Here is an 11,904-nt window from a genome sequence, read left to right as displayed (position 1 = left end):
ACCGATAATTGCGCAGAGCGTAGACCGGCTTTCTGAGGGAACTGTGAAGGCAGGCCGAGTCCCCGCGCGGCGCGACGAATCGCTGCCCTCCGCCTCACGCGGCCTCCAGGGTGCGGCGGGCGTAGGCGCGGACGTCGGCGTCGGTATCCGCGAGTACCACCTGGAGGGCGGTTCGGACGGCCGCGTGGTCGGGCCAATGCGAGAGGGTCAGGACGGCGGCTTTGCGGACGTCCGGATGGGTGTCGGTCAGGGCGGATTCCAGCGCCTCGGACGCGGCGTGCGGGCCCAGTCCGGCCCAGCCTCGGGCGCCGCCCTCGCGGACCTGCCAGGCCGAATCCTTCAGCGCCGCGGTCAGAATCGCCGCATCGGACGAATCGCCGAGTCGCGCCAGGGCGGCGAGGGCGGCGGCGCGGACCAGGGGATCGCGGTCGCCGACCAGGGCGCGGATCGTGTCGGCGCCGCCGGCGCCGACCTCGGCCAGGCCGCGGGCGACGGCCACCCGGACCTCCCGGTTCTCGTCGAACGCGGCGGCGGTGAGGGCCGGCCAGTCGTCGAGGGAGACCAGTGCGCGCACACCTTCGATGCGAACGCGGTGGTCGCTGTCCACCACGGCCTTGCCGAACAGGTCCGCCGAGCCGCGGCGCTGGGCGCGCAGCAGATCCACCACCGCGGCTCGCACGAGCGGGTCGGGCGATTCGGCGTGTGCGGTCAATTGTCCTGCGGGCGGCAGGATTTCGATCAGCTCGCGCAGGCCGGAGACGGCCGCGGCGCGAACGCCGGCGTCGTGGTCGCCGAGCGCGGCGATCAGGGCATCGGCGAATCCGTCCGGAGTGCCCTCGGTCAGCACCGAGAGCGCGGTGGCTCGCACCCGGGGGTCGCTGTCGTCCAGATAGTCACGCAGCTCGGCGACCGCCGGGCTGTCCAGCCTGAGCAGGAGCGCGATCCGGGGTGCGGCGGAGTCGTCGGCGGGGGCGGGGATCGTGATTCCGGGACGGGGTGCGGCGCCGGTCGCCGATGCTCCGGTCCGGGGCGGGCCGGCGATCAGTTCCGGCTGCGCCACCGCGACCGGCTCGAGCTCGGCGCGCGGCAGATCCTCCCATTCCGGCACCGGCACGAAATACGGGGCGACCGGGCGCTTCAGGAATTCCATCTCGCCGTCGGCGCCCTTGCGCAGGTTCAGGTGGTAGCGCCACTCCTCGTCGTTGCGTTCGGGCAGGTCGGCGCGGTCGTGGTACAGACCCCACCGTGATTCGGTGCGGGTCAGCGAGGACCGGGCCGCCATCTCGGCGCAGTCACGGATGAAATCGACCTCGGCGCACCGCATCAGTTGGTGCGGGGTGTCCGCGCCCATCTCGGCGATCTCCTGCCGCATCCGCTCGAAGGTCTCCACCGCCAGCGACAGTTTGGTCTGCGTCTTCGGCGGCGCGACGTAGTCGTTGACGAAACGACGCAACTTGTATTCGACCTGCTGCTGCGGCGGGCCGTCGGGATGGCGCAGCGGACGGTAGATCAGTTCGTGCGCCGCGGCCAGCTGATCATCCGGAAGAGTCTGCGGCGCAGGCACTTCCGTAAGCGTCGACGACGCGTGCTCGCCCGCCAGATCCCCGTAGACGAACGCCCCGATCATGTAGTTGTGCGGTACGCACGCGAGATCGCCCGCCGCGTACAACCCCGGGACCGTGGTGCGCGCGTGTTCGTCCACCCACACTCCGGAGGCGGAATGCCCACTGCACAAACCGATTTCGGAGATGTGCATCTCGATGTCGTGGGTGCGGTAGTCGTGGCCGCGGTTGGCGTGGAAGGTGCCCCGGGTCGGTCGCTCGGTGGTGTGCAGGATGCCCTCGAGCGCGTCGAGCGTCTCCTCGGGCAGATGCGAGACCTTCAGATAGATGGGCCCGCGCGCGGACTCGATCTCCCGCTTCACCTCCGCCATCATCTGCCCGGACCAGTAGTCCGAGTCGACGAAACGCTCACCGGCGGCATTCACCTGATATCCGCCGAAGGGGTTCGCGACATAGGCGCAGGCCGGCCCGTTGTAGTCCTTGATCAGCGGATTGATTTGGAAGCATTCGATACCCGACAACTCCGCGCCGGCGTGATAGGCCATCGCGTACCCGTCGCCGGCGTTGGTTGGATTCTCGTAGGTGCCGTACAGATAGCCCGACGCCGGCAGCCCGAGCCGGCCGCACGGTCCGGTCGCCAGGATCACCGCCTTCGCGCCGACCGCCACGAACACCCCGGTCCGGGTGTTGAGCGCGGCCGCACCGACCGCGCGACCGCCGTCGGTGAGGACCCGCACCGGCATGAGCCGGTTCTCGATCCGGATCCGTTCCCGCATCTTGCGTTGCCGCAGGACGCGGTAGAGCGCCTTCTTGACGTCCTTGCCCTCCGGCATCGGCAGCACATAGGAGCCCGAGCGGTGCACGCGGCGCACCGCGTACTCGCCGTAGGCGTCCTTCTCGAACTTCACGCCGTAGCGTTCCAGCCGCTGCACCATGGCGAAACCGCGGGTCGCGGTCTGATACACCGTGCGCTGGTCGACGATTCCGTCGTTCGCGCGGGTGATCTCGGCGACGTAATCCTCCGGCTCCGCCTTACCCGGGATGACGGCGTTGTTCACGCCGTCCATGCCCATGGCCAGCGCGCCGGAGTGACGCACGTGCGCCTTCTCCAGCAGCAGCACGTTCGCGCCGTTCTCCGCGGCGGTGAGCGCGGCCATGGTGCCGGCGGTTCCGCCGCCGATCACCAGCACATCGCAGTCCAGGCGCACGGTGTCGGACAGCTCGGGAATCTTCATCAGCACACTCCAGAGAGGTGAATAGTCGGGGCGGCTCAGGCAGCGGCCGACCGCGGCGAACGATCGAGAGCGGCAAGGATTTCGGCATGCTCGGCGCTGCGATCGACGTCCTTGCCGCGCGGGTTCGGCACCGCGATCAGCGAATGCAGGGCACGGTCGGTGCCGCCGAGCACCGCGACCCGGTCCCCGAGGGTCAGCGCCTCGTCCACGTCGTGGGTGACGAAGACGACCGTGGTGGGATGGGTCTGCCAGGTTTGAATCAGAAGTCGTTGCATGGTCATTCGCGTCGGAGTGTCCAGAGCGCCGAACGGCTCGTCCATCAGTACCGCGCGCGGCGCCCCGGCCAGCCCGCGCGCGAGTTGTACGCGCTGGCGCATACCGCCCGACAGGCTCTTGGGCAGATAGTCGCCGAAACCGGTGAGCCCGACCTCCTCGATCCAGCGCTCGGCCTGCGCTCGACGGGTAGCCCGCGGCTCCCCGCGCAACTTCAACGCCAGCTCGATATTGGAACGCACAGTGCGCCAGGGCAACAGCGCATTGTCCTGAAACACCATCGCCCGGTCGCGGGAGGGCCCGGTGATCGTGTCGCCGTCCGCGAGCGCGCGTCCGGAGCGGGGCGGCAGCAGGCCGGCCAGAGCGCGCAGCACCGTGGATTTCCCGCATCCGGACGGTCCGGTCAGGACGAGGATCTCGCCCGCGCGGATATCGAGTGTCAGCCCGTCCAGCACAGGTGCGCCACCGTAGCGAAGGTCCACCTGGTCGAGTCGCAAACCCATTGCGGTCGAGCTCATTTCGTCACCTCTCCGGCACGTGGCAGCCAGCGGGTGGCGCGCCGTCCCAGCAATTCGATGGCCGCCGAGGTGGCGAAGCCCAGCACGCCGATGGTGATGATGCCGACGAACACACCGGGATAGTCGACGATCGTGTATGCCTGCCAGGTGCGGTAGCCGACGCCGAGGCGCCCGGAGATCATTTCGGCCGAAACCACACAGATCCACGCGACGCCGATCCCGACCGACAGCCCGCTGAACACGCCCGGCAGGCTGCCCGGCAACACCACCCGCACCAGCACGTCCCAGCGGTTGCCGCCCAGCGTGCGCACCGATTCCTCCCAGATGGTCGGCAGTGCCCGCACCGCGTGCCGGGTGCTCACCATGATCGGGAAGTAGGCGGCGAGGAAGGTGATGAACACGATGCCGGCCTCGTCGGTGGGAAACAGCAGGATGGCCACCGGCACGATCGCGACCGCCGGAATGGGGCGGGCCAACTCGGTCAGCGGTCCGAAGATGTCGGCGAACCAGCGTGAACGCCCAAGCGCCACCCCGGTCGCGACACCGATCACCGCGGCCAGCCCGAAGCCGCTGAGAATGCGGATCAATGATTGGCCGAGGTCCAGCCAGAAGGTGTCGGTATGCACCTGCACCCGCAGCCGGTGCAGGATCTGGGTGACCGTCGGCAGCGTATCGAAGCGGACCCACAGCCGAATATGGTTGGCGGTCAGCACTTGCCAGGCGATCAGCGCGACGACGATGGAGGCCACCCGAACCAGCCGCGAGCCCCACAGCCGTGCGGTGCCGTCGTGTGTGGGGGCCGCCGCGGGCGCAGTGGTTTCCCGTGCCGTGGCGATGTCCGGAGCGCCGGCGTCGACCGGGATGGTGGTGGCGCTCACGACCGCACCTCACCGATGGCCTGGTCGTAACTCACGGCGACCGCACCGGGGTGGCGGGCCTGGTATCGCTGCACCGCGCCGGGGGTGATGAAGGGCAGGTAGGTATCGCCCTCGCGCACCCACTGCGCCTTGTCCGCGAACCAGCGAGTCCCGAGTTCCGCATCCGGTACGTAGGCGGCGCGGATCTTCTTCCCCTGCGCCCGTGCGGCTTTCACTGCGCGCAGCAGATCGGTGGGGTTGCCCGCGGACTGTGCGGCAGCCTGGCCGTCGAACCAGATCTCGCCGGCGAGGGCCGCATCGGAGACCGGTTTACCGGCGCTCGGATCGGTGCCCGTGATCGGCGCGGGATTGGCGAAGTTCGCCACGGCCGCATCGTAATTCGCACCGCGTTCGGCGAAGGCTTTCCGCAACGGGGCGTCGTCGACGAATTTGTCGATATCGAAATCGGCGAAGTCGCCGATCGACTTCAGATACGGAACATCACCCTTGAACGCCTGGACGAGCTGCGGCTTCAGGGGCGTGTCGAACGAGGTTCCCCCGGGTCCGTTGTAGAGGTAGACGACCTCCGCCGGCAGTCCGGAGTTGTCAGCGACCAGCTGCGCGGCTTCGAGCGGTTTCGCGTGCAGGAAATCGGTGGCGTCAAGTTGCGCCTGCAGGAATGCATCGAGCACCTCGGGATGGGATTTCGAATAATCACGACGGGCCACCACACCGTGGAATGTCGGCACGTTCAACTCGGCGCCATCGTAGAGCAGCTTGGCCTTGTCCTGGAAAACGAGCAGGCCGGGCCATGCCACGAATTGCGAAAGCGCCTGCACCTGACCGGATTCCAATGCCGACGCGCCGATCTGCGGTTGCTGGTTGAGCACGTCCACACCGTGCGCGGGGTCGATGTTCGCGCGGCTCAGGGCCTGGCGCAGAGTGCCGTCACCGGCGGAGCCGACGCTCGCGGACACCTTCTTGCCCGCCAGATCCGACAGCGAGGTCGCCGTCGAATTCGGCGCGGTGACAACCATATTCAGGGAACCCCGCGGCTGGTAGCCGGTGATCGAGACCAATTCGGTGGCCGAACGCTCACTGGCGGAGGTTCGGGAACCGTTGATCAGCAGGGGGTAATCGCCCATCGAACCGATATCGATCTTCTCCGCGATCATCTGCGCGGTGATCGGCGCGCCGGTGTCGTAGTCCTGCCATTCGACCTGATATTTCGGCCCACCTTTCGCGGTCAGGTCGTTCAGGCGCTTCTCCAGGAAACCCCTGGCGCGCAGCAGCGTTCCGGCGGTGACGGTATTGATGGTCTTGGACTGATAGCCGACGACCACCCGGACGGTGTCCCCGGATCCGGTCTGCTCGAGCGAGCATCCGGCGGCCAGGGTGGCGATCAGGGCGGCGGCCAGTATGCGGGCACGACGGTACTTCATGGTATTTCCTCGAAATCGGGCCGAGGGCGGCCACTGAAAGAGTCCGCTGCGCGATTCAGCGCAGCAGATACGGCATATTGACGGTGACGGCGCCGGTGGGACAGCGCGCCGCGCACGGCCCGCAGTACCAGCACTCGTCGACGTGCATGAACGCCTTGCCGTTGTCCGGATTGATCGCCAGCGAATCCAGCGGGCAGATCTCCACACACAGCGTGCACCCCTCGATGCACAGCGATTCGTCGATGGTTACCGGGACATCAGCCCGCTGATTGACCGACGCCATGGCGGCTCAGCCTCCAATCGTTGCTTTCCGTGGTGCGAATCAGGCTGTCTCGCAAAGTGATCCGATCACCACGCATACGTATGTACTCGAGATCCACCGGGCGCCCGTCGGCGAGATAGGTGAGACGTTCCAGCAGCAGCAGTGCGCTGCCCTCGGGAGCCTGCAGGGTGGCGGCGCTGTGGATGTCGGCGGTGATGGCCTCCACCGCCAGATCGGCCGAACCGAGCGACTGGCCGCTGATCTGTTCGATGAGCCCGAAGATGTCCTCCGACCGCAGATCGCAGTCGAGTACCCGCTCGCCGATGTCCGGGGCCAGATAGGTGTGGTCCAGGCTCAGGGGCAGATCACCCAGGTAGCGCAGCCGCTCCAGGTAGACCGCGGATTCGCCGGGTTCCAGGCCGAGCCGGTTGGCAACCGCGGGCGGTGGCGTGAGGCGCACCGCCGCGCGCACCTCGTTGCGCACCTCGCCGTGCCCGCGCAGCGTTTCCTTCAGGCCGCGCAGGCTGTCCAGGCCGTGATCGTATTTGCGTTGCGCCACATAGGTTCCCACTCGCTGGACCCGGCCGATGAGGCCCTCGTCGCGCAGCAGTGCCAGTGCCTCGCGCACCGCGTTGCGGGAGACGGCGAATTCCGCGGCGAGTTCGGATTCGGTGGGCAGCGGGTCGCAGCACTGGCCGGTGTGGATCTGCTGGCGCAGCACATCGGCCACCTGTCGGGCCCGATCCGCCTTGCGAATGGTGCGGGCGCCGGCGGCGGCCGTCGTCGTCTCCGCCCCGGAAGCCGGGTGGTCGGCAGCGGACCCGTGCTGCTGACGCAGGGGTACCGGATCGGCCGTCATTTCCACCTCCTCACGCTTGTGACCTGCGGTTTCCGAGCGTAACGGCGGGGCCCGGGCGGGAGTGCCGGCCGCACGGGCGGCGCCGGCCGGTCGTGCGGTTATCCGCCGCCCGCCCGAGCGGCGGACCTGCTGAAATCCGGGCGATCGAAGGTAATGCGCCACCTGCGGCGATGCGGGCCCGCATTCGAATCAGTGTGAGCGCAATATGTGCCGTGACCGTTCGCTGGCGCGGCGCGGAATCGGGGTGTTACCGTTTTACACATGTCCACCAGCCGTTCGAACCGCGCACGGGTCACCTATGTGACCGTGGCGCTCGGTGTGCGGCTGCCGCGGCAGCGGGAACTGTGTTGTTCCCGGCCGCGCAGCTGAGACCGCTCCAGTCGTCCGTCTGTCGACCCTTTTCGGGCCCTTCTCGCTGCCTTGTTGCCGATGTAGTCGTCTCTTCACGAGACTTTCGACAAGGACTTCCCCCCATGACGAGCCCCATTCTCGAACGACAGTCTTCCCCTTCTCGTCCGCGGCCGGTACGCACTGTGCCGCGGCCGGTGGTGCCGCCGGAATTGCGGATCACCGACAATCCGGCGGCCGCTGTCCTGCGTACCGCCACCCGCGGACCCATCTTCCGCGACAACGCCGCTCAGACAACCGGTTTGAGCATCGCCACCGTGAATCGTCAAGTGTCGGCGCTACTTTCGTCCGGACTGTTGCGAGAGCGCGCCGACCTCACCGCATCCGGTGCGGTCGGACGGCCCCGCGTGCCGTTCGAGGTCGATACCGACCGATTCGCCACACTGGGCGTCCATATCGGTGCGAATCTCACCCGGATCGTGGCAGCCGATCTGTCCGGCCGCATTCTCGGCGGGTTGGAGATCGCCACCCCGCAGGCCGCGCAGGAGGCGGCCATCACCATCATCGCGCGCAGCGCCAAGGCCTTCCTGGACCGATTGCCGCGGCGGCGGCCGTTGTGGGTCGGTGTGGCGCTGGCCGGACGGGTCGATCCCGTCGCCGGCGTCGTGGATCATCCTCGCCTGGATTGGCAGTCGGCGCCGGTCGGCCCGATCTTCGCCACCGTGCTGGACCTGCCGGTTTCGGTCGCCGCCCACGTGGAGGCGATGGCCGCGGCCGAACTGCTGCTCACCACCGGCGCGCCGGATCGTTCCGGCGCCCAGGACCGGCCCGGCAGCAGCCTCTACATCTACGGCCGGGAGACGGTCGGTGTCGCGGTCACGCTGCACGATCGCGTCTACACCCCGGCGAACGGCCCGGGTTCGATCGCGCATCTGCCGACCGGATCCGACATCGATTGCTCCTGCGGCCGGCGGGGCTGCTTGGAGGCCACGGTCGGCGAGGCGGCCGTGCTGGCTCGCGCCGTCCGCGCCGGCATCGTGCCGAAGCGGGAGGCGCCGCGGAAACCGGTGATCGCCGAGCTGTACCGTGCCGCCGAACAGGGTTCCGCCCCGGCTCGCGACATGCTGTTCGAGCGGGCCGAAATCCTCGGCAACACCGCGGCTCTGGTGCGCGACATGTTCAATCCCGATCGGGTGGTGCTGGGTGGACAGGCCTTCACCGGTTACCGGCCGGGACTCGAACGAGTCGTGCAGGCCTTCGGTCGCGCCACCACTCTCGCCCCGGCGGATCTGCGGATCAGCCGATTCGGCGGGCGGGTTCAGGAGCATGCCGCGGCCGTCACCTCACTCAGCGTCTGCTACGCCGATCCGCTGTCGGCGCTGCGCCGGGCCACACGCTCGCGCTGAGGACCCGGCGCTCGCGCTGAGCAGACGAGCGGCGGCCGAGTCCACGGGCGAAGACTCGGCGGCCGGGGCGGGGTCCACCGTCCCGGCCGTGCCTGTGGCCCTATGCGGGCTTGACGCCGGTCAGCACACCTGTCGACGGTTGCACCGTCCGATACTCCGAGTCCTGAAAACCCGCTTGCTCCAAGGGATTCCGGTACCGCCGGATATCGATCTCGGTGGGATCCATATGCCTGCTGAGCAGCTTCGTCAGCCGCCCGTGCACACCCACGGGCGCCATATCGGCCAGGAGAACCCGTCCACCCGGCCGTAGTACCCGCCACATCTGCGACAGGGCGTTCCCACGATCCGCCTCGGGAATGTGATGCATCCCGAACGTGCAGGTGACGACGTCGAACGAAGCGTCCGGCAGCGGCAGCGACTGGGCCACGCCGTACTCGAAGCGGCAGTTCGTCCGGTTGCCGGACCGGGCGGTGGCGTACTCGACCATCTCGCGGGCGGCATCGATACCGACGACTTCACCGCGGGGTCCGACCCGGTCGGCCAGCGCGAACACCAATGTGCCCGGCCCGCTGGCGATATCGAGGGCGCGTCCGCCGGGTTCCGCGCCACTGGCAGCGGCGAGGGCGGCCGCGTGTCGTCGGCGTCTGCCGCCGAAGAAGACGGTGGTGAACGCGCTGTAGCCGCGCGGGTTGGTGATCAAAATGCCCTGGGGGTCTTGTTCGATTCGGAACATGTGTTCATGATCTGGTGAAGCGGCTGCTCCCACCAGAGGCAAAAGCACCGAAACCGTTCGTTTCCGCACACCCGGAGGCACAGTGTCCGATAACGACCGCCGCGTCCGGCGTACCCGCAGCACGCTGCATCGCGCCCTGATCGAGCTCATGATCGAACGCCCCTACGACCGGATCACCGTGCAGGACATCCTCGACCGCGCCGATGTCGGCCGTTCGACGTTCTACGCCCACTTCCGCAGCAAGGACGACCTGCTCGTGGTCAGTGGAACCGAATTCCTGCGTGCGGCGCTCGCCCGCCGCCCGGGTGACCCGATACGAACCATCATCGAATTGGCCGAGGGGCATCGCGAGGTCTATCGGGCGTTGCTCGGCCCCAAGAGCACCATGGTCGTCGTGCGTGGCGCCCAGCAAATGTTCGCCGAGATCCTTGCCGGCCAGGGCAGTGCGGAGCCCGAGACCACATTCCTGTCGTGGGGGCTGGTCGGGTTGCTGCCCGCCGTAGCCGAAGGCCGCACCACCCCTCGGGCGGCCTACGAGGTCATCCGGCGGGTCAGCGACCCGCCGTCGTGAAAAGCCCCTCCAGTGCGGTGATGAAATACGGGAAATGCCCGGCGAACCGGTGCAGATTCCGCTCGCGATCGAAGCCACCGAACCAGTAGAGCCCGGCCTGACGATCGGCCCCGGGATCCACATCGCGGAAGGTGCGGATCCAGTTGTCGGCCCGGCCACCGATGATCGTGAACGGTAGCGCCCGCGAGAACAGCAGTTCGCGATCGGCCGGCGGGATCTGATCGGGCCGCTGCGCGTCCAGACCGTTCTGCAGAGCTTTCACCTGTGCGGCGAGCGCGCGGCCCGCGGCGGTCCGCGCCGGCAGATACCGGCCGAGTAGCAGCATGGCCGCGCCGCCGAGCGCGATGGCCACGCCGACCAGCGCATATCCGCCGGCGACGGCGAGGCCGACGGTGGCCCCCACCCCGATCACCAGCAGCGCGACGCCGATCCAGAAGGCGAGTCCGCGCCGATCGTGATCGATCAGCGTGCCGCGTTCGAGCGCGTCGCGGCGCAGCGCGGAGCGTACGGGCTCGGCGGCGACGCGACCCGGCGCCCGCAGTTCCGACAGCAGAACCGAGTCGGCGCCCTCGGGCAGCAGGGTCGTATAGACGTGCTTTTCGTAGCTGCGCAGTTGATCGTCGACGGGATTCACCCGGGTGATGCGCCAGTCCGAATCGCTCACCGGCGCGATCCACAGATAGCGCCGCACCGCCAGATCCACCACGGTGGCGGCGATATCGGCCGCATCGGCGGAGCCGTCGAGCAACAGTCCCGCCTCACCGGGCAGAATGCCGTCGGGAGAGACGAATTCGCTGTGGTTTCCGTTGCGCTGCACCGGATCCAGAGATCCGGTGGTGGTCAGGGCCGCGGCGTCCTGGCGGCGAGCCCAGGCCAGATAGGCGCCGAAGGCGGCCAGCGCCGCCAGCAGGACACCGAAGGCGATCAGCACCGGTGCGGTGACGGCGAAGGCGCCCGTCCCGCGGCCGCCGCGAATATCGGCGTTGGCCTTCACCGTGCCGGGCGGTACCTGCAGGGTCACATCGAGAATGTCGCCCTTGTGCAGATTCTCCTCGTGCATGGTGAGTACGCCATCCGGTTCGACGCGGGCGTCGTTGCATTTGCGGGTGCTACCCACCGAGCCGACCGTGCAGTCGGCGATCCCCATCCGATAACTCGGGCTGATCACCGAACCGTCGAACGAGGCGACATCGGTGTTGAGGGCCCCCGTCCAATGGAACAGTTGCGTACCCGGCGCATCGCTGACCGTGCCGTGCACGGTGTACTTGAACGACGATTCCCCCGGCGGCGCGTCCACACTGAACACATCGCCCGCCACCTTCGCCGAACCCGGTCCGGTACTGGAGATGTCGGTCACACCGAAACGGCGTTCACTCCCGTCGTCGCGTCCCACCCGCAACGGCAACGCCATGTGGAACTGACCACCCGGCGGTACCTTCACGGTTTCCGCCACCTCGAGCAGACCGGCCTCGCTGAGTTTGACATCCGCGATGATCGACACACCTGCGGGCTCCTGTGCCCGCGCGGCCGGTGCTGCGGCGAACAGCCCGGCCGCTATCAACAACAGAGCGCCGAACGCGCCCCCCCGAAAGATCAGCATGGGGCAGTAGCTTAGCGGTGGGCCATTGTGCGAGCAGGCGTCGCGAATCCGGCGGCTTGCTATTCTGCGTCGGCGGCTGTCGCCGGAGAGTGGTGGCTGTCGCCGGATGAGGAACGGACAAGGGGGAGTGGGGGAGTGAGTCGACCACCCTACGGGCACGGCCCGAATCCGCCGGGCGGACGGCCGGTTCCACCCCATGGTCCGGGCGGCCGGCAGCGTCCGGGACCGCCGCCGGGGT

The 11,904-nt window shown here is 68.4% G+C and carries 10 protein-coding genes; 2 read left to right on the top strand and 8 right to left on the bottom strand.

All coding sequences use genetic code 11. The features are described 5' to 3' along the window. Positions 1-94 precede the first annotated feature (94 nt). Genes IG65_RS0120310 through IG65_RS0120285 form a run of 6 tightly spaced genes read right to left on the bottom strand, consistent with a single transcriptional unit; the run spans position 95 to position 7,008 of the window. Positions 95-2,797, bottom strand: coding sequence for a fumarate reductase/succinate dehydrogenase flavoprotein subunit (locus tag IG65_RS0120310; RefSeq protein WP_030516524.1), 2,703 nt, complete (start codon positions 2,795-2,797; stop codon positions 95-97). Positions 2,798-2,832: 35 nt separating this feature from the next. Then, the gene (locus IG65_RS0120305; protein WP_030516523.1) at positions 2,833-3,588 is read right to left on the bottom strand and encodes an ABC transporter ATP-binding protein; all 756 of its coding nucleotides are present in this window, start codon (positions 3,586-3,588) and stop codon (positions 2,833-2,835) included. Beyond that, positions 3,585-4,424 (bottom strand): ABC transporter permease, encoded by an 840-nt coding sequence (locus IG65_RS0120300; protein WP_051756545.1) that lies wholly within the window; start codon positions 4,422-4,424, stop codon positions 3,585-3,587. The genes IG65_RS0120305 and IG65_RS0120300 overlap by 4 nt, the downstream gene beginning before the upstream one ends. A gap of 38 nt (positions 4,425-4,462) precedes the next feature. After that, a complete protein-coding gene (locus tag IG65_RS0120295) occupies positions 4,463-5,887 on the bottom strand; it encodes an ABC transporter substrate-binding protein (RefSeq protein WP_030516521.1) in 1,425 nt (474 codons plus the stop codon). Positions 5,888-5,942: 55 nt separating this feature from the next. Further along, complete coding sequence (locus IG65_RS0120290) at positions 5,943-6,170, bottom strand: ferredoxin family protein (protein ID WP_030516520.1); 228 nt, start codon at positions 6,168-6,170, stop codon at positions 5,943-5,945. Further along, entirely contained in the window at positions 6,145-7,008 is an 864-nt protein-coding gene (locus IG65_RS0120285) for a GntR family transcriptional regulator (protein WP_081879615.1), read from the bottom strand. Before IG65_RS0120285 ends, IG65_RS0120290 begins: the two co-directional genes overlap by 26 nt. Positions 7,009-7,481: 473 nt before the next feature. Between IG65_RS0120285 and IG65_RS0120275 the strand changes: the two genes are divergently transcribed. Next, complete coding sequence (locus tag IG65_RS0120275; protein WP_030516518.1) at positions 7,482-8,762, top strand: ROK family protein; 1,281 nt, start codon at positions 7,482-7,484, stop codon at positions 8,760-8,762. A gap of 100 nt (positions 8,763-8,862) precedes the next feature. Here IG65_RS0120275 and IG65_RS0120270 read toward each other — a convergent pair whose 3' ends face one another. Further along, complete coding sequence (locus tag IG65_RS0120270; protein WP_030516517.1) at positions 8,863-9,495, bottom strand: class I SAM-dependent methyltransferase; 633 nt, start codon at positions 9,493-9,495, stop codon at positions 8,863-8,865. 82 nt (positions 9,496-9,577) lie between these two features. Between IG65_RS0120270 and IG65_RS35990 the strand changes: the two genes are divergently transcribed. Beyond that, entirely contained in the window at positions 9,578-10,066 is a 489-nt protein-coding gene (locus tag IG65_RS35990) for a TetR/AcrR family transcriptional regulator (protein ID WP_231509306.1), read from the top strand. Here IG65_RS35990 and IG65_RS0120260 read toward each other — a convergent pair. Beyond that, a complete protein-coding gene (locus IG65_RS0120260; RefSeq protein ID WP_030516515.1) occupies positions 10,047-11,666 on the bottom strand; it encodes a DUF2207 domain-containing protein in 1,620 nt (539 codons plus the stop codon). The genes IG65_RS35990 and IG65_RS0120260 overlap by 20 nt on opposite strands. Between the last annotated feature and the right edge of the window lie 238 nt (positions 11,667-11,904).

The organism is Nocardia sp. NRRL WC-3656, assembly GCF_000720265.1.
GTDB lineage: Bacteria > Actinomycetota > Actinomycetes > Mycobacteriales > Mycobacteriaceae > Nocardia > Nocardia nova.
The sequence above is the reverse complement of the archived record's forward strand: the minus strand, read 5'-3'. Positions and strand labels throughout refer to the sequence as shown.

Excerpts from the sequence above, each read along its gene's own strand:
- IG65_RS0120270 (WP_030516517.1), bottom strand. The coding sequence starts at position 9,495 with ATGTTCCGAATCGAACAAGACCCCCAGGGCATTTTGATCACCAACCCG.
- IG65_RS0120290 (WP_030516520.1), bottom strand. The coding sequence starts at position 6,170 with ATGGCGTCGGTCAATCAGCGGGCTGATGTCCCGGTAACCATCGACGAA.
- IG65_RS0120305 (WP_030516523.1), bottom strand. The coding sequence starts at position 3,588 with ATGAGCTCGACCGCAATGGGTTTGCGACTCGACCAGGTGGACCTTCGC.
- IG65_RS0120295 (WP_030516521.1), bottom strand. The coding sequence starts at position 5,887 with ATGAAGTACCGTCGTGCCCGCATACTGGCCGCCGCCCTGATCGCCACC.
- IG65_RS0120310 (WP_030516524.1), bottom strand. The coding sequence starts at position 2,797 with ATGAAGATTCCCGAGCTGTCCGACACCGTGCGCCTGGACTGCGATGTG.
- IG65_RS0120275 (WP_030516518.1), top strand. The coding sequence starts at position 7,482 with ATGACGAGCCCCATTCTCGAACGACAGTCTTCCCCTTCTCGTCCGCGG.
- IG65_RS0120285 (WP_081879615.1), bottom strand. The coding sequence starts at position 7,008 with ATGACGGCCGATCCGGTACCCCTGCGTCAGCAGCACGGGTCCGCTGCC.
- IG65_RS0120260 (WP_030516515.1), bottom strand. The coding sequence starts at position 11,666 with ATGCTGATCTTTCGGGGGGGCGCGTTCGGCGCTCTGTTGTTGATAGCG.